25 protein-coding genes and 1 pseudogene are annotated in these 25,630 nt (G+C 62.7%); 2 read left to right on the top strand and 24 right to left on the bottom strand.

What is annotated here, in order from left to right; genetic code table 11:
- Positions 1 to 432: 432 nt before the first annotated feature.
- The 13 genes from phnP to phnC all read right to left on the bottom strand — a co-directional run bounded on the left by phnP (position 433) and on the right by phnC (position 11,147).
- The gene (gene phnP / locus ACI2KS_RS15025; RefSeq protein ID WP_404621484.1) at positions 433 to 1,182 is read right to left on the bottom strand and encodes a phosphonate metabolism protein PhnP; all 750 of its coding nucleotides are present in this window, start codon (positions 1,180 to 1,182) and stop codon (positions 433 to 435) included.
- On the bottom strand, positions 1,173 to 1,739 hold the full coding sequence (gene phnN, locus ACI2KS_RS15020) for a phosphonate metabolism protein/1,5-bisphosphokinase (PRPP-forming) PhnN (RefSeq protein WP_404621482.1): 567 nt from the start codon (positions 1,737 to 1,739) through the stop codon (positions 1,173 to 1,175). Before phnN ends, phnP begins: the two co-directional genes overlap by 10 nt.
- Positions 1,739 to 2,902 carry an alpha-D-ribose 1-methylphosphonate 5-triphosphate diphosphatase gene (locus ACI2KS_RS15015; protein ID WP_404621480.1) on the bottom strand — a complete coding sequence of 388 codons (1,164 nt, stop codon included), beginning with the start codon at positions 2,900 to 2,902 and terminating at the stop codon, positions 1,739 to 1,741. Before ACI2KS_RS15015 ends, phnN begins: the two co-directional genes overlap by 1 nt.
- Complete coding sequence (gene phnL / locus ACI2KS_RS15010; RefSeq protein ID WP_404621478.1) at positions 2,896 to 3,627, bottom strand: phosphonate C-P lyase system protein PhnL; 732 nt, start codon at positions 3,625 to 3,627, stop codon at positions 2,896 to 2,898. Before phnL ends, ACI2KS_RS15015 begins: the two co-directional genes overlap by 7 nt.
- 48 nt (positions 3,628 to 3,675) lie before the next feature.
- On the bottom strand, positions 3,676 to 4,506 hold the full coding sequence (gene phnK / locus ACI2KS_RS15005) for a phosphonate C-P lyase system protein PhnK (RefSeq protein ID WP_404621476.1): 831 nt from the start codon (positions 4,504 to 4,506) through the stop codon (positions 3,676 to 3,678).
- A complete protein-coding gene (locus ACI2KS_RS15000; RefSeq protein ID WP_404621474.1) occupies positions 4,503 to 5,387 on the bottom strand; it encodes an alpha-D-ribose 1-methylphosphonate 5-phosphate C-P-lyase PhnJ in 885 nt (294 codons plus the stop codon). Before ACI2KS_RS15000 ends, phnK begins: the two co-directional genes overlap by 4 nt.
- Positions 5,384 to 6,457 carry a carbon-phosphorus lyase complex subunit PhnI gene (locus ACI2KS_RS14995; RefSeq protein ID WP_404621472.1) on the bottom strand — a complete coding sequence of 358 codons (1,074 nt, stop codon included), beginning with the start codon at positions 6,455 to 6,457 and terminating at the stop codon, positions 5,384 to 5,386. Before ACI2KS_RS14995 ends, ACI2KS_RS15000 begins: the two co-directional genes overlap by 4 nt.
- The gene (phnH, locus tag ACI2KS_RS14990; RefSeq protein ID WP_404621470.1) at positions 6,457 to 7,104 is read right to left on the bottom strand and encodes a phosphonate C-P lyase system protein PhnH; all 648 of its coding nucleotides are present in this window, start codon (positions 7,102 to 7,104) and stop codon (positions 6,457 to 6,459) included. Before phnH ends, ACI2KS_RS14995 begins: the two co-directional genes overlap by 1 nt.
- Positions 7,104 to 7,586, bottom strand: a complete 483-nt coding sequence (gene phnG, locus ACI2KS_RS14985; RefSeq protein WP_404621468.1) for a phosphonate C-P lyase system protein PhnG — start codon at positions 7,584 to 7,586, stop codon at positions 7,104 to 7,106. Before phnG ends, phnH begins: the two co-directional genes overlap by 1 nt.
- 14 nt (positions 7,587 to 7,600) lie before the next feature.
- Entirely contained in the window at positions 7,601 to 8,335 is a 735-nt protein-coding gene (phnF, locus tag ACI2KS_RS14980) for a phosphonate metabolism transcriptional regulator PhnF (protein ID WP_404621466.1), read from the bottom strand.
- Positions 8,336 to 8,374: 39 nt separating this feature from the next.
- Entirely contained in the window at positions 8,375 to 9,163 is a 789-nt protein-coding gene (phnE, locus tag ACI2KS_RS14975) for a phosphonate ABC transporter, permease protein PhnE (RefSeq protein ID WP_404621464.1), read from the bottom strand.
- Between the two features lie 78 nt (positions 9,164 to 9,241).
- Positions 9,242 to 10,246, bottom strand: coding sequence for a phosphonate ABC transporter substrate-binding protein (phnD, locus tag ACI2KS_RS14970; RefSeq protein ID WP_404621462.1), 1,005 nt, complete (start codon positions 10,244 to 10,246; stop codon positions 9,242 to 9,244).
- A 67-nt stretch (positions 10,247 to 10,313) separates the two neighbouring features.
- On the bottom strand, positions 10,314 to 11,147 hold the full coding sequence (gene phnC / locus ACI2KS_RS14965) for a phosphonate ABC transporter ATP-binding protein (protein WP_404621460.1): 834 nt from the start codon (positions 11,145 to 11,147) through the stop codon (positions 10,314 to 10,316).
- 279 nt (positions 11,148 to 11,426) lie between these two features.
- On the opposite strand from phnC, the gene ACI2KS_RS14960 reads away from it, so the two are divergent.
- The gene (locus ACI2KS_RS14960; RefSeq protein WP_404621458.1) at positions 11,427 to 12,299 is read left to right on the top strand and encodes an alpha/beta hydrolase; all 873 of its coding nucleotides are present in this window, start codon (positions 11,427 to 11,429) and stop codon (positions 12,297 to 12,299) included.
- Between the two features lie 133 nt (positions 12,300 to 12,432).
- Here ACI2KS_RS14960 and ACI2KS_RS14955 read toward each other — a convergent pair whose 3' ends face one another.
- From ACI2KS_RS14955 to ACI2KS_RS14945, 3 genes and pseudogenes are all read right to left on the bottom strand, one after another.
- Positions 12,433 to 13,197, bottom strand: a complete 765-nt coding sequence (locus tag ACI2KS_RS14955) for a methyl-accepting chemotaxis protein (protein ID WP_404621641.1) — start codon at positions 13,195 to 13,197, stop codon at positions 12,433 to 12,435.
- 93 nt (positions 13,198 to 13,290) lie between these two features.
- A pseudogene (locus tag ACI2KS_RS14950) lies at positions 13,291 to 14,325 on the bottom strand (cache domain-containing protein); the annotation flags it as partial.
- 362 nt (positions 14,326 to 14,687) lie between these two features.
- Positions 14,688 to 15,158 carry a VOC family protein gene (locus ACI2KS_RS14945; RefSeq protein ID WP_404621456.1) on the bottom strand — a complete coding sequence of 157 codons (471 nt, stop codon included), beginning with the start codon at positions 15,156 to 15,158 and terminating at the stop codon, positions 14,688 to 14,690.
- A 76-nt stretch (positions 15,159 to 15,234) separates the two neighbouring features.
- On the opposite strand from ACI2KS_RS14945, the gene ACI2KS_RS14940 reads away from it, so the two are divergent.
- Positions 15,235 to 16,095, top strand: coding sequence for a LysR family transcriptional regulator (locus tag ACI2KS_RS14940; RefSeq protein WP_404621454.1), 861 nt, complete (start codon positions 15,235 to 15,237; stop codon positions 16,093 to 16,095).
- 106 nt (positions 16,096 to 16,201) lie between these two features.
- Here ACI2KS_RS14940 and ACI2KS_RS14935 read toward each other — a convergent pair whose 3' ends face one another.
- The 8 genes from ACI2KS_RS14935 to poxB form a co-directional block, all read right to left on the bottom strand.
- Positions 16,202 to 17,188 carry an oligopeptide/dipeptide ABC transporter ATP-binding protein gene (locus tag ACI2KS_RS14935; RefSeq protein WP_404621453.1) on the bottom strand — a complete coding sequence of 329 codons (987 nt, stop codon included), beginning with the start codon at positions 17,186 to 17,188 and terminating at the stop codon, positions 16,202 to 16,204.
- Complete coding sequence (locus tag ACI2KS_RS14930; protein ID WP_404621451.1) at positions 17,185 to 18,219, bottom strand: ABC transporter ATP-binding protein; 1,035 nt, start codon at positions 18,217 to 18,219, stop codon at positions 17,185 to 17,187. The genes ACI2KS_RS14935 and ACI2KS_RS14930 overlap by 4 nt, the downstream gene beginning before the upstream one ends.
- A 1-nt stretch (position 18,220) precedes the next feature.
- The gene (ddpC, locus tag ACI2KS_RS14925) at positions 18,221 to 19,120 is read right to left on the bottom strand and encodes a D,D-dipeptide ABC transporter permease (RefSeq protein ID WP_404621449.1); all 900 of its coding nucleotides are present in this window, start codon (positions 19,118 to 19,120) and stop codon (positions 18,221 to 18,223) included.
- A gap of 1 nt (position 19,121) precedes the next feature.
- On the bottom strand, positions 19,122 to 20,138 hold the full coding sequence (locus ACI2KS_RS14920) for an ABC transporter permease (protein ID WP_404621447.1): 1,017 nt from the start codon (positions 20,136 to 20,138) through the stop codon (positions 19,122 to 19,124).
- 103 nt (positions 20,139 to 20,241) lie between these two features.
- The gene (locus ACI2KS_RS14915; RefSeq protein ID WP_404621445.1) at positions 20,242 to 21,810 is read right to left on the bottom strand and encodes an ABC transporter substrate-binding protein; all 1,569 of its coding nucleotides are present in this window, start codon (positions 21,808 to 21,810) and stop codon (positions 20,242 to 20,244) included.
- Positions 21,811 to 21,988: 178 nt separating this feature from the next.
- On the bottom strand, positions 21,989 to 22,546 hold the full coding sequence (ddpX, locus tag ACI2KS_RS14910; RefSeq protein WP_404621443.1) for a D-alanyl-D-alanine dipeptidase: 558 nt from the start codon (positions 22,544 to 22,546) through the stop codon (positions 21,989 to 21,991).
- A 59-nt stretch (positions 22,547 to 22,605) separates the two neighbouring features.
- Complete coding sequence (locus ACI2KS_RS14905; protein WP_404621441.1) at positions 22,606 to 23,457, bottom strand: MurR/RpiR family transcriptional regulator; 852 nt, start codon at positions 23,455 to 23,457, stop codon at positions 22,606 to 22,608.
- 326 nt (positions 23,458 to 23,783) lie between these two features.
- Complete coding sequence (gene poxB / locus ACI2KS_RS14900) at positions 23,784 to 25,505, bottom strand: ubiquinone-dependent pyruvate dehydrogenase (RefSeq protein WP_404621439.1); 1,722 nt, start codon at positions 25,503 to 25,505, stop codon at positions 23,784 to 23,786.
- Positions 25,506 to 25,630: the final 125 nt, after the last annotated feature.

Genomic DNA, 25,630 nt, shown 5'->3' with positions numbered 1-25,630 from the left:
TTTTCTGATGTCACGTCGTGTGTATGCCATCCTGGCAGTCCTCTGAAACGTTGTGGCTATCCATTAGTTGCGCACGCAGATGCTATCAGGCTGCAGTGACGATCAGGTCTGCTGCACCCTTAATCAAGTCGGACGATCCTCAAACTACATTGCACGCGCTATTTCGATGCAACGGAAAAAGCCGATGGGTAAACAGTCCGGAGTAAAGACCCCATTAGAAAAGTGTAGTCATGGAAGTGCATATTTAAAGCACAACCATCGTCAAGGTGACGAACGGCGCACTTCAACTACCTCGACAAGTCCGCAACCGGATGACCACCGCGGGCAGCTTCCCGGACTTCATCGGCTTTCGCGACAGCGATGCTTGCGCAGGCGCACCAATCATTGGCTGACCGCCCTCGCGAGCAAGCTCACTCCTGCAAATGGTGGCGTCTAGACCACCATCGCGTCCCGCGCCACCGACACGTTGTCAGGCAGCTCCCCGGCATGCTCGATCAGCCAGGCATCCAGCGCATGCCCCACGTGCGTGAGCAACGCCCGCGCAGGCGTCAGCTCATCGATGATCCGCAGCGCCAAGTTCAGGTCGTTGTGGTTACGCGGCACTTGAGGCTGGGGCGGCATCGAGCAGTCCAGAATCAGCACATCCAGGTGCCCTCCCCGCAGATACGCTGTGGTGTCATCGGGCAGACCCACGGTATCGGTCAGGTACGCCACCCGCCGCCCTCCACCCTGCAGCAGATAGCCCAGCGTCGGTCTGGAATGCAGCAACGGCAATGCCGTCACCTCAAGCGCGCCAAAGGTACGGGTTTCGAATGCCGCGAACGGCCGGCTGAAATCGAGGATCCCCGGGTGTTTGTACAGATCCGACAGCCCTTGCGGGTCCGCCGGGCCATGCACCGGAATCACCAGCCCCTGGCCCCAGCGCAGATGCAACAGACCCTGTGCATGGTCGGCGTGGTAGTGGGTCTGGAGAATGCCGCTGAGGCTGTGCGGCGCAAAACGCTCGGTGAGGTCTGGCAGGCCGCTGTCGATCAACCAGCGCTGATCGCCCAACTCAACCAGCGCGCAGCAGGGCCGTCGGCGCAACCCTGGATCGGCATGCGCTGCCTGACACGCCTGACACTGACAGCCGTAGACCGGAACCTGCCGCGCATCGCCAGTACCCAGCAAGGTCAGGCGCATGCGTGCTCCCGGTCGATACCCTGCAGCAGCCGGGCGACGGTCTGCTCCAGCGCGCCCGAGTTATCCAGCAGCAGCAACGCTGGGTCTTCGGCCAACAGGTCATCGGCAAACTGCGCATTGCGCGCAAGCCTGGCCTCGATTTCCTCTGCCGATTCCCGGCCTCGCGCCAGCAAGCGTTGGCGAAGCACCGACTGATCGACACACAGCAAGACCGCCGACAGGTCCGGGTAGCGCTGCCGTGCCTGCGCCAGATGTCCGCGTGAACCGTTGATCAGCACATCGTGACCTTCGCCCAGCCACCGATCGATCTCTTTGGGAATGCCGTAGTGCAAGCCATTGGCGAACCAGTCCAGGGCGAAGTCGCCCTGAGCCTGCATCAGAGTGAAATCCTCTACGCTGACGGCCTGGGCCGCCTCGCCCTTGGCTTCGGCCGAACGGGTAATGACCCGGCGCACGATCCGGCAGCCGCGAGCGGCCATCGGTTCGCGCGCGGCATCGAGCAGGCTGTCCTTGCCCGAACCGGACGGTCCGATGAGATAGATCAACCTGCCTGCCATCAGAAAACCCTCTTCGCTTGTCGCCAAACCTGTTGGATGACCGGCAACGTACCCACGGCGCGGGCGTGGATCAGATCGGCGCGCAGGCCGACGCCGATTTCGCCACGGTCGTGCAGGCCGGCAGCACGCGCCGGGGCCAGACTGCCCGTCGTGACGGCCTTGGCCAGCCCTGCCCCGGCCAGCGCTTGATCCTCGTCCAACTGAGCACCGAGGGTGAACGCCGCCTGCAACAGACTGGCCGGATAATAATCGCTGGAGAGAATATCCAGTAGCCCTTCTTTAGCCAGGCTGGCGGCGGCGATGTTGCCCGAATGCGAGCCGCCACGCACGATATTCGGCGCACCCATCAGCACGCTCATGCCCAGGCGACGGCAGGCCTGCGCCGCTTGCAGGGTGGTCGGGAACTCGGCGATGGTCATGCCGTAGGCCGCCGATTCCTCGACGTGCTCGACGGTCGCGTCATCGTGGCTGGCCACCGACAGCCCGCGCGGCAGGCAGATGTCGACGATCGCCCGGCGATAGCGATCGCTGTAGACCCTGGAGTTGGCCACCTGCTCGACGATGAATTGATCCATCTGCTCGCTGCTCAAGTGATATTTGCCCATGTAGTACTCACGGTACTTGGATTCGAGGGCGAACTGGCGCTGACCCGGCGAATGGTCCATCACCGACACCAGTTGCACCAGCGGTTGCTCCACCAGATCGCGGAACACGCTCAGGGTGTCGGGGTGGCACACCTCGCAGCGCAGGTGCAGGCGGTGCTCGGCGCGGGTCATGTCCGAGGCGTTGGCGCGGGCGATGGCCTCGACCATTCCGGGCAGCTGCTGCATGCGCTTGCCCTTGGGGTTGACGTCGCCGATGGACAGCGCGTCGAACACCGTGGTGATCCCCGCCGCGATGATCTGCGCATCATGGCTCATCACCGCCGATGCCGACGGCCAGTCCACGCCGGGACGCGGGCTGAGGTGTTTTTCCAGGTTGTCGGTGTGCAGTTCGACCAGGCCCGGCAGCAGGTAATCGCCGTTCAGGTTGTGCGCCTGCGGCAGCTGGCTGACGCCGCGTTCGACCTCGGCGATCAAGCCGTCGCGCAGCACCACGGTGCCGGTCAATACCTGATCGGCGGTGACGATCTTGGCGTTGGTCAGGATCTGTTCGTTCAGCATTGCAGCGACTCCTTGGCAGTCGGGCTCTCGTCCAGCAGAGCTTGCGGCGTCATGTCCAGATGGCGGTCGGACACCGCTTCGCGAGCCAGTGGGTCATGGAAGATGCCGATCACTGCGGCACCGGCTTTTTTCGCCTCGACAATCAGTTCCAGCACCACCTGACGGTTGCTGTCGTCCAGCGATGCCGTGGGTTCGTCCAGCAGCATCACCGGCCACGGCACCATGAACCCGCGAGCGATGTTGACCCGCTGTTGCTCGCCCCCGGAGAACGTCCCTGGCGCCAGTTGCCACAGACGCGGCGGGATGTTCAGGCGACTCAACAGGTGCTCGGCGCGGGCCTTCGCCTGTTCACGGCTCCAGCCACGGGCCAGCGCCGGTTCCAGGACCACATCCAGGGTCGACACGCGGGGAATCACCCGCAGAAACTGGCTGACATAGCCCAGGGTCTGCCGACGCACATCCAGCACCTGTCGCGGCTGGGCGCCCACCAACTCCAGCCACTGCCCTTGATGCTGCACACGGATGCTGCCCCCCGCCGGCAAATAGTTGCCGTACAAGGTGCGCAGCAAGGTGCTTTTGCCGGCCCCGGAATGCCCGTGCAACACCAGGCATTCGCCGCCGCTCACGGAAAAGCTCAAGCCGCGCAATACGTTGAGCACCACCCCGTTCTGCTGATGCAGGGTGAAAGTTTTCGAGAGGTCATGGACCTCGATCAGCGTGTTCATCAAGCCACTCCAGAAAGGTCAGCCCAGAAATCGTTGCCTACCGCCGAATCAGGGCTGCAGCACCGAAGACACCAGCAGTTGCGAATAAGGGTGTTGCGGGTCGTCGAGGATCTGATCGGTAAGGCCGGTCTCCACCACCCGAGAGCGGCGCATCACCATCAGTCGGTCGGCCAGCAGTCGGGCCACGGCCAGGTCATGGGTGACGATCACCACCGCCAGATCCAGCTCGCGCACCAGACCGCGCATCAGGTCCAGCAGACGCGCCTGCACCGACACGTCGAGACCGCCGGTGGGCTCGTCCATGAACACCAGACGCGGACCGGAGACCAGGTTGCGGGCGATCTGCAGACGTTGTTGCATGCCACCGGAAAAGGTCCGTGGCAGGTCGTCGATACGTGCTGGATCGATTTCCACCTGCTCCAGCCAATCCAGCCCGGCGGCGCGCAGTTGCTGGTAGTTGCGTACGCCCTGGGCCATCAGCCGCTCGCCGATGTTGGCCCCGGCAGACACCGCCATGCGCAGGCCGTCGCGCGGGTTCTGCTCGACGAAGCCCCATTCGGTGCGCAGTAACGTGCGGCGTTCGGCTTCGCTGGCGCTGTACAGGTCCAGCCATTTGCCGCTGCCATTGGAAGCCTCAGCAGTGCGGTAATCGATGACGCCAGCGTCTGGCGGGCAGCGACCGCTGAGCAGCGACAACAAGGTCGACTTGCCCGAACCGGACTCGCCGACGATGCCCAGCACCTCGCCGGGATACAGCTCGAAGCTGACGTCCTGGCAGCCCTTTTCCGGGCCGTACAATTTGCCCAGGCCCTTGACCTTGAGCAGCGGCTGGCTGCGCTCGCGGGCCCCCTGCTGCTGAATGTGCTGTGCTGCGGTCATTGGCCTTCCCTCCCCTGATTGACCCGTTGCGCGCAGTAGTCGGTGTCCGAGCAGACGAAGCTCTGGGTGCCCTGATCGTCGAGAATCAGCTCGTCGAGGAACGAGTCATGGCTGCGGCAAATGGCGCAGTCGTGCTGCCACTTCTGCACTTCAAAAGGGTGATCCTCAAAGTCCAGGCTGGTGACCCGGGTGAACGGCGGCACCGCATACAGGCGCTTCTCGCGGCCGGCACCGAACAGCATCAGTGCCGGGCTCATGTCGAGTTTCGGGTTGTCGAATTTGGGGATTGGCGAGGGGTCCATCACGTAGCGCTCGTTGACCGTCACCGGATAGGCATAGGCGGTGGCGATGTGGCCAAAGGTGGCGATGTCTTCGTAGAGCTTGACGTGCATCACCCCGTAATCGTTGAGCGCGTGCAGGGTCCGGGTCTCGGTTTCAGAGGGCTCGATGAAGCGCAGCGGATCAGGGATCGGCACTTGATAGACCATGATCTGATCGGCGTGCAGCGGGGTTTCCGGGATCCGGTGACGGGTCTGGATGATCGTCGCCTCGGGGGTGCGCTCGGTGGTTTCAACGCCAGCGGTGCGGGCAAAGAAACGGCGGATCGACACCGCGTTGGTGGTGTCGTCTGCGCCCTGATCGATGACCTTGAGCACGTCCTCGGCACCGAGAATGGCGGCAGTCAATTGCATGCCACCGGTGCCCCAGCCATAGGGCAGCGGCATTTCACGACCACCGAACGGCACCTGATAACCGGGGATGGCGACGGCCTTGAGCAAGCCCCGGCGGATCATGCGTTTGGTCTGCTCGTCCAGGTAAGCGAAGTTGTAGGCCTGGTCGCGAGCCGGTCGGGCTGGCCGAGGTTGCGTTGCGGCATTCATTGGGCCTGCTCCTTGGAGGGCGTGCGCAGTTTGCGGATCAGTTCCAGTTCGGCCTGGAAGTCAACGTAGTGCGGCAGTTTCAGGTGCGAGACGAAACCCGAGGCTTCGACGTTGTCGCAGTGCGCGAGCACGAACTCCTGCTGCTGTGCCGGCGAAATGATTTCCTCGGCGTATTCGCCGGCACGCAGGGAGCGGTCGACCAGTGCCATGCCCATGGCCTTGCGTTCGGCGTGACCGAATGCCAGGCCGTAACCGCGGGTGAATTGCGGCAACTCGGTGGCGGAGCCGACGAACTGGTTGACCATCTCGCATTCGGTGACTTCGATGGCGCCGATGCTGATCGGGAAACCCAGCTCTTCAGGCTCGATCCAGACCTCGACTTCACCGACGCGGATTTCCCCGGCAAACGGGTGATTGCGCCCGTAGCCCCGTTGGGTGGAGTACCCCAGCGCCAACAGAAAACCTTCGTCGCCACGGGCCAGGGCCTGCAAGCGTTCGGCACGGCTGGCCGGGTACTCCAATGGCTCGCGGGTGATGTCGGCGACCGGCGCGCCAGTGTCGAGCTCTTCCTTGATCAGCCCTTCGATCGCCAGCAGACCCGACACCCGAGGGCAGGCTTGAAGCGTGGCATCGGCTTTGATTTCCGGGCCTGGGTACTGGCCCTCGGCGAGCAGGCTGAAATCCAGCAGTCGGTGGGTGTAGTCGAAGGTCGGGCCCAACAGTTGCCCGCCCGGCACGTCCTTGAAAGTCGCGGACAAGCGGCGGTTGAGCTGCATGCTCGAAGTGTCGATGGGCAGGCTGGCGTTGAAGCGCGGCAGCGTGGTGCGGTAGGCGCGCAGCAGGAAGATCGCTTCCACCAGATCGCCCGCCGCCTGCTTGATCGCCAGCGCCGCCAGTTGCTCGTCGTACAGCGAGCCTTCGGTCATCACCCGGGCCACGGCCAGCGGCAATTGCTGGCGGATCTGCTCGACACCGAGTTCGGCCACCGAGGTATCGCCGCGACGTTTTTTCGCCAGCAGCTTGTGCGCGTTGTCGATGGCCTGTTCGCCACCCTTGACGGCCACGTACATCAGACATCTCCTTTGGATAGCAACGGCTTGAACAACACTTGGGTGCTGCGCGGCAGGCCCAGCAGTTCGTTGCCGGCAACGAAGAACACGTCGATGCCACGGGGAAAGTCGTTGCGTGATTCACGCTCCTGCCAGAACGCCTCTTGCAACGGCAGGCTGACGTGGTTCTGGCTCTCGATGCCCGGGCCGCGCAAGGCGACCTGACGCCCGCCTTGCAGGCTCGGTAACTGAACCAGCAGCGTGCAGGACTGATCGGGGTAGCGGTCATTGCCCAGGTCGAAACCGCTCAGGTCGTGCAACTGACTGTCATCGAGCAACGCAAAGCGCGCGTTCTGCCGGTCGCTGACGATCGGGCAGCCGCAGTGAAAGGTCAGGTTGGCGCGGATCGCCTGGGTGTCGAACGTCGGCGCCAGCCACAGCGGCGTGTCGATATCCAGCAGCGCCAGACACAGCGCATGGCTGGCAGGCGCCAGGCCTTGCAGATGCGGCGGGGTCTGCGCCGCCAGCAGGCTCTGGACCACGCCGGGACCGGCCAAGGCCTTGAGGGCGGCGCGGAAGCTGCGCTGGGCGTCCAGCACCGGATCGGCAAATGCAGGCTGCAATAACGCTGCGCTGACGGCAGTGGCGCTTTCGGGAATTGCGTTCATCAATTCTCTCCTCTGACCAGGGTGAAGAAGTCCACTTTGGTCGCTGCGATTTCGGCTTGTTGTTCAGTCCGCCGCACGGCTTGCGCCAAGGCCAGCGGTTCGATCAGCTCGCGGATCCAGTGCGCCTGCTGTGTGCCTTGCAGGTGTGCATCGGCCAGGGCAGCCAGCTCGGCATGGGCCTTGTCGCGCCCAGCCAGATAGCTGTAGCCGGTGCGCCCGTCGGCCAGGCGCACGACACAACGGGTGACGCTCATCTCGCCGACATTGAACGGCGCACCACTGCCGCCCATGCGTCCACGGACCAGGGTCATGCCGATTTCCGGAGCGCGAATCAGCTGGTATTGGGCATCGCGCAGGGCCGCCTCATGGGCCAGCAAATCAGCGCGGCGGGTGCGCGACAGCACACCGATCCAATGCTGGCGTGCAGCGTGTTCACTCGATAAGGAACCGGGGTCGGTTGGCAAAGCAGGTGTGGCGGTCATCGAAGGCATCTCCATCAGGTAACGATCTGATACTGGAAGCGGTCGGAGCGGCTGGTGGAATGGGCAATCTCCACCGGCTGGCCGTGCGCATCGCGGGAAAGGGTGAGCACCGTCAATGCCGGCAGATGGCGTGGCATCAGCAGCACGCTGGCCTCGTCACGGCTGGGCAATCGGGCGCCGATCAGGCTGAAGGTGCGGGTCAGCGGCAGGTCGCGATCGGCAAGGAACTGGCGCACTGAACCGCTCTGATAGTCCGCCAGCAGCGAGGTGCGGCTGGCGCAATAGCGGTGGCGAATCAAGCTCACCGGCTGGCCGTCGAGACGGCGCAGGGTTTGCAGCTCGATCAACGGCGCATGCTCCTCAAGGCCCAGATGCTCGGCCTCCTGGCGAGTGGCAAGGCACTGACGACGTTGCAGCAGGAGCGCTTCGACGCCGTGGCCCAGCGCTGACAACGACTGGCTGTAGGCGCTCTGGGCAGCCAGCGGGTACACCAGTGGCCGACCGAGCACCTGCGTGCCTTTGCCCTGGCGGCGCAGCAGGCTGCCTTCGCGCACCAGCTCGTCGATCGCCCGGCGCACGGTGTGGCGGTTGACGTCGAAGCGTGCCGCCAGCTGGGTTTCGGCGGGCAGGAATTGGCCTGCGGTGTAGCCGTTCAACTCGCGGCGCAAGGTATCGGCCAGCTCGCGGTACATCGGTTCGCGGTGCCGGGCTTGGTGGTGTAGGGTTTCGGCTTGTCTAGACAACTGCATGGCTAAAAAAAGGGTTCGCACCCTCTCCTGTCGTGATCGTTAGATGAACTGCTTGCGCAGACGCTGGGAGAAGATGTCGATGACGCTGACCACCGCAATGATCACCAGCAGGACCGAGCAGGTCTGGGTGAACTGGAAGGCGCGAATGTTTTCCCAGAGGATCACCCCGATGCCGCCGGCGCCGACCATGCCCACTACCGTCGCCGAGCGCACGTTGGATTCGAAGCGGTACAGGGCGTAGGAAATCCACAGCGGCATGACCTGCGGGATGACCCCGAAGATCACCTCCTGCAAGGCGCTGGCGCCGGTCGCCCGCACACCCTCCACCGGGCCCGGATCGATGGCTTCGACGGCTTCGGCAAAGAGCTTGGCAAGCACGCCGGTGGTGCTGATCCACAACGCCAGGACACCCGCGAACGGACCCAGGCCGACGGCCACCACGAACAGCATCGCGAACACCATTTCGTTGATCGAGCGGAACGAATCCATGACCCGGCGCAGCGGCTGGTGAATCCACCAAGGGGTGATGTTGTCGGCGCACAGCACGCCCAGCGGCACCGAGCAGACGATCGCCAGCAGCGTGCCCCACAGGGCGATCTGCACGGTGACGATCATTTCCTTGAGGTAGGCGCGCCACTCGTGGAAATCAGGCGGGAAGAAGTCGGCAGCAAAGGTCGCCATGTTGCCGGAGTCGCGGTACAGGGCCAGCGGGTTCATTTCGGCGCCGTGCCAGGCCCAGGTCATCATCGCCAGGAAGACGCCCCAGCCCAGGTACTGCGGCCAGGTGCGCTTGCCGACAGCTTCAGCGTAAGCAGCGTGAGTGGTCATAACGGTTCCCGATAGCGAATACGTTGAAAGGCCAGGCCAGGCGTGGCGCACACGTGCGTGGGCGCCACGCCGGTTGCATCAGCCCGCCTTGGCAGTGCTTTGTTTTTCAAGCTCGGAAATACGGTCCTGCAACTTGTTCAGGCCGGCGTCGATGTCTTTCAGGCGGGTGGCCTTTTCATCGGCACTCAAGGTGGTGCTGGCGGTGGTTTCGGTCTTCTGCTTGAACAGCTCAAGCTGGCGGATGGTCAGCAGTTGATCGTCCGAGGACTTGAGGAACTTGCCCATCTGCATGTTCGCAAGCACGGCCTTTTCTTCGGCGGTGTCACCGTAGCTGGCAAAGAAATCGCGGATCTTGTTCTTGGTCTCGTCGGCCATGCCTTTACGCCAGACCATCGGGTCGGCCGGAATGATCGGCGACTTCCAGATCACCTTGAGCCTGGCCGCGCTCTCGGGCTGAGTGACTTGCAGACGGTCCATGCTTTCGGTGTTGAAGGTGGCGACATCCAGCTGACCCTTGGCGACACTCAGCGCGTTGACCTCGTGGCTGGAGTTGAGCGTGCGCTTGAAGGCGGTGGCGGCATCGACGTGGTTCTTGGCGAACACGTAGTAGCCGGGGACCAGGTAGCCGGAGGTGGAGTTCGGGTCGCCGTTACCGAAGGTCAGTTCCTTGGCATGCTTGAGCATGTCCTCCACCGAATTGATCGGGCTGTCCTTGCGCGCAATGATCACGCTCCAGTAGCCCGGCGCACCGTTGGCAGCGGCGGTCTGGGCGAAGATTTCGCCGCCGGAACGGTCCACCGCTTCCATGGCCGCCTTGTTGCCCAGCCAGGCCACGTCGACCTTGTTGAAGCGCATGCCCTGAATCAGCCCGGCGTAGTCGGAAGCAAAGGTGGCGTTGACTTTTAGCCCGGTCTTTTTCGACATGTCGTCGATGAAGGGCTGCCAGACGCTCTTCAGGTTCTGCGAGGATTCGGTGGACATGATGCCGAAGTTGATGGCGCTGTCGTCAGCCTGCGCGGTGCCCATCAGGCAACCGGCGAGCACAGCGGCAGACGCGAACACGCGACCGAAACGGTTCAACATGGGTAGCTCCTGGAACTGAGGTTGAGGGGGTGTTGGGGTTGTCGGGGTGAGCCGAGCAACGGCTTGGTCAGGCCCGAGCCAGCACCAGCCGCGCTGGCCGGTCGGCGTTGCGGCCCTGATCGGCAAACATCAGGCTGGCGTCGGCATCGGCGCCGTACAGGTCATTGAGGAACTGGCCGTCGAGGTCGGCGCCCTGGCCGTCGAAATGAATGCGCCCACCCTTGAGCGCCACGGCACGCGGGCAATAGCGCACCGCGTAATCGACCTGATGCAGGGTGACGACCACGGTCTTGCCGTCCTGGCGGTTGATGTCGGCGAGAATTTCCATGACCTTGCGCGCAGACTCGGGGTCCAGCGAGGCGATGGGTTCGTCGGCCAGAATCACCTCGGCCTGCTGGGTCAGGGCACGGGCAATCGCTACCCGTTGCTGCTGCCCGCCGGACAAGGTAGAGGCCCGTTGCCGGGCAAGATCGGCCAGACCGACGCGCTGCAGATTGGCCATGGCCCGGGCCTTTTCTTCGGCATTGAACAGCGCCAGCGTGCCACGCCAGCGCGGCATGCGACCCAGGCAGCCGAGCAGCACGTTGTCCAGTACGCTCAGGCGATTGACCAGGTTGAACTGCTGAAAGATGTAGCCGATGTCGGCACGCAGCCGGCGCACCTTGCCATTGAGGCGGCCGGCGGCCTGCACTTGGCGACCCAGTACACTGACGCTGCCACCATTGCCGCGGTCGCAGCAGGCAAGGCCGGCCAGATGGCGTAACAGGGTGGATTTGCCCGAGCCGGAAGCGCCGATCAGCGCTACCATTTCTCCGGGTTGTATAGACAATGCAAGGTCAACCAGAGCGGTCTTGCGAGCAAATGTCTTGTTCAAGCGGTCGACATGGATAGCTGCGTTCATGGGGTTTTCGACTCTCATCTTGGGGATGGCGCCGGCGTCCTGCCGGGGGTGAATGTTCAACCGCACGACCGGTCCGTGGCCGCCTTCGGTGCGAGTGACATTAGAGAGCGGGTGTGGCAGTTCGATGACCCGTCGATGAACGTGGGATAACAGTTGGTTGACGATTTGATGCAGGTTTTTCGGCGGATCTGCTCGACAGGTGGCTGCACATCAGCGGCCTGACGCAGGCGCGTGATAGACAAGTTGCACAGCCGCAGGAGCCCCTATGAGTGCCACTCGATGAACTGGAAACACATCCTTACCGTCATAGTCTTCAGCGCCCTGCCCTTGATCGCTGCCGCTGAAGACCAGGAGAACCGCACATTGGCTGAAACCGGCTCTGCCCATTACCGCTTCGAACGCCTGAATCTGGACTCCGCGGATGGCCAGCGGCACTACCGGCTGGACATCGGCATCCCGCGCAACCCGCCAGCACCGGCGGGCTATCCGGTGATGTACCTGCTGGACGGCAACAACGCGGTGGCCGAACTGCAGGAGCACTGGCTCGCTGAACTGAACGCCGGCACCCCGCCGCTGCTGGTGATGATCGGCTATGACATCGACGGGACCTACGATGGCGAACAACGCACCCGTGACTACACCGGCGCCACGGCCAGGGCGTTTCTGCAAGTGCTCGAGACGAGGATCAAGCCGCTGATTCAGGCGCAGTACAGCGTGGACCGTACTCGGCAGACCTTATGGGGGCATTCGTTCGGCGGGCTGTTCGTGCTCTATGCGCTGCTCGAGCAACCCGATGCCTTCCAGAGCTGGATCGCCGCCAGTGCATCGCTGTGGTATCAGCCGATCACGTTCGACAATGGCATGGCCTTGACAGCGTTCCCGGCTGGCACTACGCGCAGCGTGCGCATGGTCCGGGGCGAACGCGAAGGCAGGCCGCCCATCGCGCAGTTCGACGGTGGCTCGGAACAACGAAGGAAGGAGATGCAGGCCGTGCCCAATGATGCCAACCGCCTGCTGGCCGAACATCTGGCGACGCTGCCTGCCACTGAAGCCAGCTACCAGCAGTTCAATGGCCGCAACCATGGGCAGATGTTCGGTACGGCCCTGCACCTGGGGCTGCGCCGGGCTGCCGGGTTGCCCGAACAACCTTGAGGCCAGGCCTGGAGACAACCTCTTGTAGCAGCACGCCTTGCTAGCGAACCGGTCGGGTCAGACACCTCAGTGACTGACCCCCTACATTCGCCAGCAAGCCGGCTCTACGGCCCTCGGCCAGAAGCAACCCCCGTCAGATGCGGAACGTGCCCACCAGATGCTGCAAGCGCGCGGCCTGATGCTCCAGGTGGGTACAGGCGTCCAGCGTCGACTTGAGGTTGTCGACGCCTTCCTGGTTCAGGGTGTTGATTTCGGTGATGTCGACGTTGATCGACTCCACTACCGCCGTCTGCTCCTCGGTTGCGGTCGCCACCGACTGGTTCATGCCGTCGATTTCGCTGATGCGCCGGGTCACGCTGTTGAGGCGCTCGCCGGCCTGGTTGGCGATGGTCACGCTGCTTTCGCTCTGACGCTGACTCTCGGTCATGTTGATCACCGCGTCACGCGCACCGACCTGCAGCTCCTCGATCATGCCCTGCACCTGCTGCGCAGAGTCCTGGGTGCGGTGGGCCAGGTTACGCACCTCATCAGCCACCACGGCAAACCCGCGACCGGCTTCACCGGCCCGCGCTGCCTCGATCGCGGCGTTGAGGGCCAGCAGGTTGGTCTGCTGGGAAATGCCACTGATCACTTCAAGAATCTGCCCGATGTTGGCGGTCTTGTTGTTCAGCGTTTCGATGTTCACGCACGACTCGCTGATCTTTTCCGACAGCTGATTCATCGCCTTGATGGTCTGGCTGACCACCCCCTGGCCTTCGCTGGCCAGTTGCGTGGCTTCGCTGGAATGCTGCGACGCCAGGGCGGCGTTCTGCGCGATCTCCTGGGCAGCGGCGCCCAGTTGATTGATTGCCGCCGCCACGCTGCTGGTGCGGCTGGCCTGTTGATCGGAGTTACCCATCGAGGAGTTGGAAGCCCCCACCACCCGCGCCGCCACTTCACCCAACTGCCCGGCCGTGGACGCCACTTCGCGGATCGAGCCATGGATACGCTCGACGAAGCGGTTGAACGACTGGGCCAGGTCACCGAATTCATCCTGCGAAACGATCGACAGGCGTTTGGTCAGGTCACCCTCGCCATCGGCGATGTCCTGCATGGCACGGCCCATCTGGTGCAGCGGCTGCATCAGCACGCGAATCAGCAGGCCGAGCAGGATCATGATGATCGCCACCGCGATGACCATGGCAAAAATAGCCGAGGAGCGGAACTCGCTGAGCATCGAATACGCGGCATCCCGGTCCAGCACCAGCGCGACGTACCAGTTGGCAGAAGACAGCCCTTCGACCCGGGTGAACGAGATGAACTGCGCCTTGCCGGCCGATTCGATCTCATACACGCCCGGCGCGATCTTCGGCGCACCGTTGGGGTAGGCCTCGCTGACGTTCTTGAGGATCAGTTTGCTGTCGGGGTGAATGAGGATCTTGCCATCGGCGCTGACGATGTAGGCATAACCGTGACCGCCGAAGTTCAGCGAGTTGATGGTCTTGCTGATGGCGTCCAGCGAGATGTCCGCGCCCGCCACACCGATCATCTGGCCTTGCTGACGCACCGGGGTGGCCAGGGTGACCACCAGCTTGCCGGACGACGCAGCGATGTAGGGCTCGGTGACGATGGTGCCCTGGGCGGCATCGGCGGCCTTGTACCAGCCACGGGACCGCGGATCGTAGTCAGCGGCACGGTTACCTGCCGGTACCGAGAACATCACCCCGTCCTTGCCGCCGAAGTAGCTGAGCTGAAAGTTGTCGGGGTAAACCGACAGGCCGATGGCCCGCTGCAGATTGCTCAGCGCAGGACCGTCGACAGCGATTTGCTGGGCCATGGAGTACAGCAACTGGGTGCGGCTCTCCAGCCAGGTCTGGATATTCTGAGTGGTCAGACTTCCCAACTGTTGCAGTTCGGCATCCACGTTGTTCTTTAAAGTTTCGCGCTGACGATAATCGTTCACCAGAATAAAACAGGAGAAAGCAACAACAACTATCAATGCAGCGGCCAGCAGGATCTTTCTGCTGAAGCCCAGACTTTTGATCATACGATTGTGTCCATAACCAAGGATGACAGCGACGGGAGTGCGTTGCCTGTAGGCGCGCGCTGCGCTTTGTACGGGGTTGTCGGGGGAAAGGGAAGACGCGGCCTGAAATATAGTTCGGCCGGCGGGAGCGAGAGTTGAGTGCCGGTCGTCGAGGAAACAAACCAGAGCGGTTTTAGAAGAGATTCAGAATAGACAGATGTTTAACTAACCATCCAACGATGTTTAAGCTGGATCCAATTATTGAAGCCATGGGCCAGAAGTTTGCAGGAGAGAGCTTGGTTGCGGTCAGCATCGTTCGTACACAAAAGAGCTGATTGACGGGACGCTATCGCAAGCAAGCTTACTCCTACAGGTGGCGAACGTTACTTGGCGAACAACTGCCCGATGTCCTTGAACGCCTTGAACTCCAGCGCATTGCCGCACGGGTCGAACAGGAACATCGTCGCCTGCTCGCCGACCTGGCCCTTGAACCGCACGTAGGGTTCGATGACGAACTTGATCCCCTGGCCCTGCAACCGATCAGCCAGCGCCTCCCACTCCTGCCAGCCAAGTACTACACCGAAGTGCGGCACCGGCACGTCATGGCCGTCCACCGCGTTAGTGCCGGCATGGGCCTGGGAGTCGGTTTTCGGGTGCTCGTGAATCACCAGCTGATGGCCAAAGAAATCGAAATCCACCCAGTGATCGCTGGACCTGCCCTCAGGCAGGTTGAACACCTTGGCATAGAAATGCCGCGCGGCGGCGAGGTCGTGGACGGGGATGGCCAGGTGAAACGGCGAGAGTTTCTGCGCAAGTGCGGTCACGGTGATTTCCTCTACAGGGGATGCAGCCATCTTTACCCATTGAATCATTGATGGAAAGATCATAATTTTTGTGTCGAGCCACAATTATCTTGATCAGTGAGAAACCATGATCCGCGAGCTGAAAACCTTCCTCAGCGTCGAACGCCTGGGCACTTTCGTCGCGGCCGGCAACCGCATCGGTCTGACCCAATCGGCTGTCAGCGCGCAGATTCGTACGCTGGAAAAAGCCCTCGGCACCCCGTTGTTCGATCGTAGCGGGCGCAGCGCCGTCCTTAACGCGGCAGGTCAGCGCGCGCTGCCCATGGCGCGGGAGATTGTCGAGCTGTTCGAGCGTATGGCCGCGCCGTCCGTTGACAGCGGTTTTCATGGCGAACTGCTGATCGGTGCGATCGCCACGGTGCAAACCGGCCTGCTGCCTGCAACGCTGGTTCGATTGAACACGCAGGCACCGGCGGTTGAAGCCAAGGTAATACCCGGGGTGTCGCAGACCTTGCTCAACAGCGTCGATGCCGCCGAGATCGATCTGGCGATCCTGATCCGCCCGCCCTTCGCGCTGCCCAAGGAACTGCATCTGGAAGTCATCGAGCGCGAGCCGTTCGTGCTGATCCTGCCTGCGCATATAGAAGGTGACGATCCGCTGCAGTTGCTGCGCGAGAACCGCTTCGTGCGCTACGACCGGCACTCGTTCGGCGGCCGGCAGGTGACGCGTTTCCTGCGCGAACAGAAGATCGAGACCCGTCCGGGCCTTGAACTCGATGAAGTGGACGCCATCGTGCGCATGGTCGAAGCCGGCCTGGGCGTTTCGCTGGTGCCCCGGGCCGGGCTGTGGCTGGAACGCGCGACGCAGATCAGGATCGTCGAACTCGGCGCCCTGACGTTCTATCGCGAACTGGCGCTGGTGATGCGCCACGCCAACCGGCAGTTGCCGTTGCAGCGGTTGTTCCGCGAGTGCCTTGAGAACCCGTAGCAGTGAGCTTGCTCGCGATGCGCTGTGTCCGGCACGGATAGGGCGCCGACACGAACGTATCACTAGCACGCTCACCGCTAAAGGTATGCGGTTAGTCTGAGCGCACTCAGACCGACTGCAAATGACACCTGACCAACTCGCCGCCCGCCGCGTCTTTGGCCGGCAGCAGTGCCTGGGGTTTGTCACACCCCACCGTTGCTTTCGGGCAACGATCCCTGAAAAAACACCCGCTGGGCAGGTTGCGATTGCCCGGCAGTTCGGTGGGTGCCGAAGCCTGGGCGTCGTCCACTGTCACCCCCAGTCTTGGCACGGCGTCGAGCAGCAGTTGCGTGTAGGGATGACGCGGCCGCTCCAGCACTTCCCTGGCGCTGCCCAGCTCGACGATCTGCCCCAGGTACATCACCGCCACGCGATCGGCCATGTGCCGGACCACCGAGACGTTGTGCGAAATCAGGATGTAGGTCAGGTCGCGGCTGCGCTGCAGCTCGGCCAGCAGGTTGAGGATCTGCGCCTGCACCGAGATGTCCAGCGCCGAGGTTGGTTCGTCAAGGACGATAATGTCCGGGTTCGACGCCAGCGCCCGGGCGATGGCGATGCGTTGGCGCTGCCCCCCGGAAAACTGATGGGGGAAACGGTCCATGTACTCGGTGCGGATGCCCACTTGCGAGGCGACTTTGGCCGCGATGTCGCGCATGTCCCGGCGTGGCGCCGAGCGCTGGACGAACAGCGGCTCGGTGATCACTTTCCACACCGGCAGGCGCGGGTCGAGCGAGGATTGCGGATCCTGAAACACGATCTGCACGTTACTGCTGCGTTCCCTGGCGTTGTTGTAGACCCAGTCGAGCTGGCCCGAGGTCGGTTTGATCAGGCCCATCAGCAGCTGCGCCAGGGTGCTCTTGCCGCAACCAGACTCGCCGACAACGCCCAGGGTCTCTCCGGCGCGTACCTGCAGGTCGATCCCGTTCAAGGCATGGGCCACGGCCTTGGGGCGACCGAGCCAGTCCTTGCCCATCGGGTAATGCACCCGCACGTCTTGCAGCGCGAGGATGGTCGGGCTTTCCCCGGGCACGGATTCAAGGGCTGCGCGACTCATGTCAACGACTCCTGCGCGGGGGAATAGGAGGGTTCGCTCAACCAGCAGGCGCTCTTGCGATCGGCCTGGGCGTCGAGGGTCTGCATGGGTGGCCGTTGCAGGCACTTGGGCATCGCAAACGCACAGCGATCGCGGAAGGTGCAGCCCTCAGGCAGCGCCGAAAGGTTGGGCACCTGACCCGGGATGGTCATCAGGTCCTGACCCGGCTCGACTTGCTCGGGCAAGCCGCTGAGTAATCCCAGGGTGTACGGATGGCGCGGGTCGGCCATGACCTGGGCGGTAACCCCCTGCTCCACCACCGCCCCGGTGTACATCACATACACCCGGTCGCAGAACTGCGACACCAGCGCCATGTCGTGGGTGATCAAGAGAATCGCCGTGCCCCGCTCGCGGGCCTTTTCGCGCAACAGCAGCAACACCTGACGCTGCACGGTGACATCCAGCGCCGTGGTCGGCTCGTCGGCAATCAACAATTGCGGATCACAGGAGAACGCCAGGGCGATCATCACCCGCTGACGCATGCCCCCGGACAGCTCGAACGGGTAGCTGTTCATCACCTGCTCGGGGTCGGCAATGTGCATGTCGCGCAGCAAGGCGATGGCCTTGGTCCGCGCCTCAGGCTTGCTCAAGCGCTGGTGATGGATGATCACATCGAGCATCTGCCGGCCAATGCGCCGGGTCGGATTGAGGGCGGTCATGGGCTCCTGGAAGATCATTGCCGCGTCGCGACCCCGGACCTTGAGCAGGTCTTTTTCCCGGGCCGTCAGCATGTCGCGGCCAAGGATGTTCAGGCTGCCGCTTTTGACCTGGTACGCCCGCTCGGGCAACAGGCGCAGGCTCAGCATCGCGGTCACCGACTTGCCGGAGCCAGACTCGCCGATCACGCCGACGATTTCCCCCGGATTGACGTGCAGTGACACGCCATTGAGGGCCTTTACCGTGCTTTTATACGCCGCAAATTCAATGCTCAGGTTGTCGATGGCCAACACCGGGGTGTCACCCAGCGGCCGTTTTTCAGTGTCCAGGTGCATGTCATTTCCCCTGCTGGCGTGGGTCGAGCAAGTCGCGTACGCCATCGCCCAAGAGGTTGAAGCCGGTAGCGGTGATCAGGATCGCCACGCCGGGAAAGGTCGAGTACCACCATTGATCGAGGATGTAATTGCGCCCGGTGGCGACCATGGCGCCCCACTCCGCCGTCGGTTGTTGCGCGCCCAGGCCGATGAAGCCCAGCGCCGACGCCATGAGAATGGCACTGCCGATGTCCAGGCTCAGTTGCACCAGCAGCGGCGGCATGGCGTTGCGCGCCACGTGCCACAACACCATGTGCCAGCGGCCGGCGCCAAAGGTTTCGGCGGCCTTGACGTAACCCATCTGGCGAATGCTCAGCGCCTGCCCCCGCGCAAGGCGTACGTAGAACGGGATGCGCACCAGGGTAATGGCCAGCATCGCGTTGAACAGGCTCGGACCCAGTGCCGCGGCCAGAGCCATGATCAGCACCAGCGATGGCACCGACAGCATGATGTCCATCAGGCGCATGATCAGCCCGTCGAAACGCCCGCCGATGATCCCGGACATGCAGCCCAACAGGCCTCCGGCAAAGCACGAAGCGAAAGCCACGAACAGGCCGACGCCCACCGATTGCCGACTGCCGTAAAGCACCCGGCTGAACAGATCGCGACCCACTTCGTCGGTGCCGAACCAATGTGCCGCGGACGGTGCGCCCAGGCGTTGCGTCAGGTTCAGCGCATTGGGGTCATGGGACGCCAGCCACGGCGCGAACGCCATGACCAGCAGCACCAGCAAAGTGATGAGCAAGCCGGCCATGGTCAGCGGGCTGCGGCGAACCTGATGCGCCAGGTAAGCGAACTTGTCCTGCCAGCGCGCGGCTTGCGGCAGTGGCGCCACCACCGGCGCAGTGATCGGGGTAGGCATCTCAGTTGACCTCGCCAATGCGTGGGTCGATCAGGCGGTACAGCAGATCGATCGCCATGTTCAGCAGTACATAAATGAAGGAGACCATGATCGCGAAGCCCATGACCGCGGGAAAATCCAGCGACTGGATCGACTTGACCACGTAGGCGCCCATGCCCGGCCAGGCGAACACGGTTTCGGTGAGCACCGCGCCATAGAGCAGATCGCCCAGGGTCAGGCCCAACACCGTCACCGAGGGAATCAGCGCGTTGGGCAACGCATGGCGCAGGATCACCGCCCATTTCGACAGGCCATAGGCCCGCGCGGTGCGGATGTAGTCCTCGCCCAACTGGTCGAGCATGGCCGAGCGGATCTGCCGCGCCACCACGCCCAGGTTGACGAAGCCCAGGGTGATCGCCGGCAGAATCAGGTGCTGCACGGCGTTGAAGAACAGCGCGCTGTCGCCGGCCAGTAAGCTGTCGATCAGGTAAAAGCCGGTGATGGTGCGTGGCGGGTCCAACCCCTCGTCAAGGCGCCCACTGCCGGGCAACCAGTTCAGGTGGCCGTAGAACAACACGATCAGCCCCAACCCGAGCCAGAACGCCGGGGTGGAAATACCGGTCACCGCCAGGGTCCGCGCCACCTGATCGATCAAGCGGTTGTGGTACACCGCCGACAGCACGCCCAATGGCACACCGACCAGAATCGACAGGGTCAACGCCGCCAGCGCCAGTTCCAGGGTCGCCGGGAAGAACGCCTGCAGGTCTTCGAGCACCGGCCGATGGGTGCGAATCGAGGTCCCCAGGTCGCCGTGCAGCAGGTCGAGCATGTAGCGGCCGTACTGTTGGTACAGCGGCAGGTCCAGCCCCAGTTGATGGCGGATATTCTCGACAATGGCATCGGTGGCGCGGTCACCGGCGATCAGCCGCGCCGGGTCACCCGGGATCAGGTGAGAAATGGAAAAGGTAATCAGGGAAACGCCAAACACCACCAGCAGCAGGCCGCCCAGGCGTTTACGCAAAATATTCAGGAAGGCCATCAGGCACCTCGGTCACGCATTCAATCGACAACGCGAAACAGCTCGCGGACACAGCCTTGCCACGGCCCCGCCAAAGAGCGGGGCCGTGTGATGCAACGACGACTTACTTGGTGATCGTGCCGATGTTGAACACTTGTTCGAGCATCGGGTTGAACACATAACCCTTGACCTTGTCGCTCATGGGCAAGGTGTAGGCCTTCTGGTAGAGGTAGGCATAGACGCTGTCGTTGAGCACGATCTTTTGTGCCTGCTGATACAGCTCGGTGCGCTTGGCCATGTCGTTGGTGGTCGCCGATTCACGGATCAGCTTGTCCACGGCCGGGTTGTCGTAGAACGACCGGTTGCCCGCCAGACCTTTCAGCTTGGAGTCGAAGAAGAAGTTCATGAACATGTAGGGGTCGGCGAAATCCGGGCTCCAGGAACCGATGGCGACATCGAAATCGCCGGTGCCCAGGCGTTCACGCATGCTGGCGTTGGCCAGTTTTTCCAGCTTCAGGTTCACCCCCAGCGATTGCAGCCCGGCTTGCAGGGTCAGACCGATGGGCTCCCAGTTCGGGTCCTTGTCGGAGTACATGAAAGTCAGGTTGCTGATCTTCGGCGAGACTTTCGCCAGATCATCCTTGGCCTTGGCCATGTCCTGCTTGAACGCCGGCTGCTTCTCGTCGTACGCCCACATGCCCTGCGGGATCGGGCCGTTCAGCGGTTTGGCCTTGCCTTTGAGGATGCCGTTGGTGATGCCGTCGTAGTCCAGCGACTCGACGATCGCCCTGCGCGCATCCGGATTGTTCATCGGCGCCTTGGCGGTATTGAGATACAGCAGGGTCACGCGCAGCGACGGGTAATCGCCGACTACGATGCCGGACTTCTTGGCCAGCGCTTCGAGCTGGTCTTCGGGCATGTCCTCGATGATGTCCAGGTCGCCGTGTTCCAGCTGCAGGCGGCGCACCGAGGCTTCACCGATAATCTTCACCACGACCTTTTTCAGGGTCGGCTTGGGACCGGCGTAGTAGCTGTTCTGCTCCATGGTCAGGGTCTGGCCCTTCTGCCAGTTGACCAGCTTGAACGCGCCCGAGCCTGCGGTGTGGTTGGACAGGTAAGCGTCGGCGCCTTCGGTTTTTTTCGCCACGTCCGGGTTGATGATCGCCGCGCCGTTGTGTGCCAGGGTCGAGAGGAACGGTGCGTACGGCGCCTTGAGGGTGAACTTGACGGTCAGCGGGTCGACCACTGAAATCGCCATGTCATCCGGGAACGCCCCGGACGGACCCTGCTTGAGCTTCATCACCCGGTCGAAGGAAAACTTCACCGCCTGGGCATTGACCTCGGCGCCGTCATCAAACTTGTTGCCCGGCTTGAGCTTGAATTCCCAGGTCAGGTTGTCGGCTGAGGTCGACCAACTGCTGGCCAGCTCGCCCTGCACTTCGGTACTGCCCTTGCCGTTCTCGACCTTGTAGGTGACCAGGCGCTGATAGGCCGGATAGGTCACGGTCCAGTCATTGTTGTCGATGGTCACGGCCGGATCCAGGGTCTGCGGATCGGACGGTTTGCCGATCATCAGGGTGTCCTGGGGCACGGCTGCGCTGGCCGTCTGCCAGGCACCCAGGCCCATGGCGGTGCACAGAACTGCCATCGCCAGCGTGCGTGGGAAAGCAGGTGAGGTAACGATTGATTTCATGCCGGTTCCTTGATCGTTCGATGTGTGGAAGTTCGTCAGGTTTGTTATTGAAGCTATACCGGGCAGTTAAAGCTCACAGGCCTGGAGCCTGCGAAATGGCGCGCCCTGCTCTTTGCAGCTCAGGTCGGCGCCAGATTCAGCCGGGATTCATGGTCGTCCCGGTCAGGTGTCTTGTCCTTCAGTGGGCGGGACGAATCGAGCCGTCGTCGATCAACGGATAGTCATCGGCGCCGGGCAATTCGTAATGCCACCATTCGCTATCAATGTAGGTGAATCCGGCGCCCAGCATGATCCCCAGCAACAGCAGGCGATTGCGCTGCACATCGGCTGGCAAGTCAGCAAAGAACTGATGGGAGTGCTCGCGCATGTCGTCAAAGCCGGTGCCCATGTCCAGCGCCTTGCCAGCGGCGTCGACCAGGGTCAAGTCCACGGCCACGCCACGGCTGTGATGCGAACCAAGGCCTGGGTCACGCACGTATTCGGGGTTGGGCAGCGCCTCCCACAGCAGATACTGCGCGTACGGCGGGCGGTAGGCATCGAAGATGCGCAGCGTCAGACCGGCCTGACGCGCCAGGCGACTGGCTTTGCGCAGGCAGGCTTCTGCGTCGCGGTGCAACAGACAACGAGGGTCCTGGTAGATCTGCTTGCCGGCCAGGTTATCGACGCCGGCGTAGATCAGGTCGATTTCGACCTGCAGCGCCGTTGCATCGACTTCGACGAGGGGGCTGTCATTCACGTAAAACACTCCAGATCAGGTGACACACGCTCATCACGCGCAGGTTTATTCCAGTCGCTCTATTCGAACTGGCCGAACAATTGTTGCAGCTCACGGTTTTTCGCCAGGCGTTGATCCAGGCGTTCGCCGTATTTCTCGGCCACCGCCGATACCATCAGGTTGAACAGGCAGGTCAGCGGCGCCAGCGAGTCCCAGAACTGGCCGACATCGGAGCTCAGTTGCAGCAGGTCGGTGGGGTAATCCCGTGCCCAGGGGCAGTGAAAATCGGTGATGAAGGCCAGTGCCAGCCGTTGCTGGTGGGCGACCTCGCAGAAGGTCCGGGCCACGGCCGAATAGGTTCGGAAGTCAGCGATCACTGCGTAGGGGTTTTCGAACTGCGAATTCAGCGACTCGGCATAGGTGCCGGACAGACCGTCGACGTAGTAGACCTTGGGCCGGATGTACTCAAGGTGAGTGAAGAAGGCGTTGAGAATGCCGCGTGTGGTCTGGATGCCGACAATGAACACCGCATCGGCGTTGCACAACCGGTCGACAATGCGCGCGAAGGTCTCGCTGCGGGCCAGCGCGTAGACCCGCTGGATGGCTTGCAGCTCGCGGTTCATCGACTGCTCCAGCGCATCGCCATGCAGGCTCTGTTCACGGAAGGCGCCCAGGCGGTCGGTGATCACCCAGGGGCTTGCGCCATCGCCGCGCAGGCTCTGCTTGACGTCATCGAGATTGCGGTAGCCCAGCGAGCGCAGGAAGCGCCCGACCGAAATGCCGGTGGTGCCGGTCTGCTGCGCGATGCTGTCGGCGGTCTCGAACGGCAGCTTCTGCGGGTTGGCCAGCAGGTAGCCGGCGATACGCTTGCCCGTTGGGGTCAGGTCGCTGAACCGCTGTTCCAACGTATCGAGGAAAGATGTTTTTTCCATTGAATTCCACCGCAGATCGACCGGCATAACCGATGGCAAATGTTATCAACCGGTCATTTCTCAACAAGATGTTACCAACATAACATCGGTTTTTAAGCGGGCACAATGGATTTTTTCAGAAGATTTCAGGCGCGGATTTTATTGATTCAGGGTGGTGCGGCGGGGGCGGGAAATGCGCTTTTTGTGGGCAAAAAACATCAGGATTTGCGAACAGTCAGCGTGTAGGAGCGAGCGTGCTCGCGATGCGCTGTGCCAGTGACATGAATGCCACCTGACCGTACGCAATCGAGCAAGCTCACTCCTACAGAAGCGCTGATTGCCAATGATCAGCGAAGGTTGGTCTTGGCCAGCTCCAGCACCTGATCGGCCTTGCCGTTCATCACCGCTTTCAACATGAACAGACTGAACCCCTTGGCCTGGGCCAGCTTGATCTTCGGCGGCAGGCCGAGCTCCTGCTTGGCGGTGACGACATCCACCAGCACCGGGCCGGGGTGTTCAAAGGCTTTTTTCAAGGCATTGGGCAGGTCGGCGGAGTCCTCCACGCGAATCCCGAGAATCCCTGCGCCGATGGCGATGTTGGCGAAGTTGGTGGTGTGCAGGTCGGTGTCGTGGGGCACATAGCCGCTGGCCTGCATCTCCATGGCAACAAAACCCAGCGAACTGTTGTTGAACACCACCAGTTTGATCGGCAGGTTCAGTTGGCGAATGCTCAGCAGATCGCCCATCAGCATCGACAGCCCGCCATCGCCACACAGCGCGACCACCTGGCGCTCGGGGAACGCCCCCTTGGCGCCCAGCGCCTGAGGCATGGCATTGGCCATGGAACCGTGGTTGAACGAGCCCAGCAAGGAACGCTGGCCGTTCATGGTCAGGTAGCGTGCCGCCCACAGGGTCGGGGTGCCGACATCGACACTGAAAATCGCATCTGCATCGGCATAGGCATCGACCATGCGTGTCAGGTACTGCGGGTGAATCGGCTCGCCAGGGGCCGATGGCGTGGCCAGTTCGTCCAGCTCTTCGCGGGCCTTGGCGTAGTGATCCAGAGCCTTGTCGAGGAACTTGCGATCGGTGTGCGCCTTGAGCCTGGGCAACACGGCGGCGATGGTTTCGGCAATGCCACCGGGCAGACCGAGGGTCAATGGCACGCGCCGTCCCAGCGCGGCAGGGTCGATGTCGATCTGAATGATCCTGGCCTTGTCCGGATAGAAATTGCGATAGGGGAAACTGCTGCCCAGAATCAGCAGCGTGTCGCACGCCATCATCGCGTGGTAGCCGGAGCTGAAGCCGATCAGGCCGGTCATGCCGACGTCGAAGGGATTGGCGTATTCGATGTACTGCTTGCCTCGCAGGGCATGGACCACCGGCGCCGAGAGCTTTTCGGCCAGGGCCACGACCTGATCATGGGCCTCTGCGCACCCTGCCCCGGCCAGAATGGTCACCGCTTTTGACTTGTCCAGCAGGTCGACCAGGCGTTGCAGGTCTGCTTCGGCCGGGATAACCCGTGCCGGTGCGTGATCGATCCATTCAGGTTTGGCCTCCGGCGCCGGGCTCAAGGCCACGTCCCCGGGAATTACGATCACCGCCACGCCGCGCTGACTGATGGCGGCGCGCATGGCCCGCTCCAGCACCCGAGGAAACTGCTCGGCGTTGCTGACGAACTCGACGAAGTGGCTGCATTCCTTGAACAGGTCGGTGGGGTGGGTTTCCTGGAAATAATTCAGGCCGATCTCGGAGGACGGAATCTGCGCGGCGATGGCCAGCACCGGCACCCGGCTGCGATGACAGTCGTAAAGGCCGTTGATCAAATGCAGATTGCCCGGGCCGCAACTGCCGGCGCACACCGCAAGCTTGCCGGTGGACGCCGCCTCGGCGCCGGCAGCAAAGGCGGCGACTTCTTCGTGTCGGGTGTGCATCCACTTGATCTTGCCCAGGCGCTCAAGGCTGTCGGTCAGACCGTTCAGGCTGTCGCCACTGACGCCCCAGATTTTCGAGACGCCTGCTGCGGCGAGGGTTTGCGCCAGATAGTCGGCAACGGTTTTGCTGGACATGGGGCAGGTTCCTTGTCGAGTCGAGTGGTCCGCGCGACCCCCCTACAGGCATCGCGCGTCGTTTCAAATCGACCTGTAGCACCGGTCACAGTTCAGTGCTTGTCGGGATGTGCGCTTGATCGCAC

Origin of the sequence: Pseudomonas sp. NPDC087358 (genome assembly GCF_044900785.1) — a bacterium.
Lineage (GTDB): Bacteria > Pseudomonadota > Gammaproteobacteria > Pseudomonadales > Pseudomonadaceae > Aquipseudomonas.
Note: the sequence above shows the minus strand (reverse complement) of the source record. Positions and strands in the feature narration are given on the sequence as shown.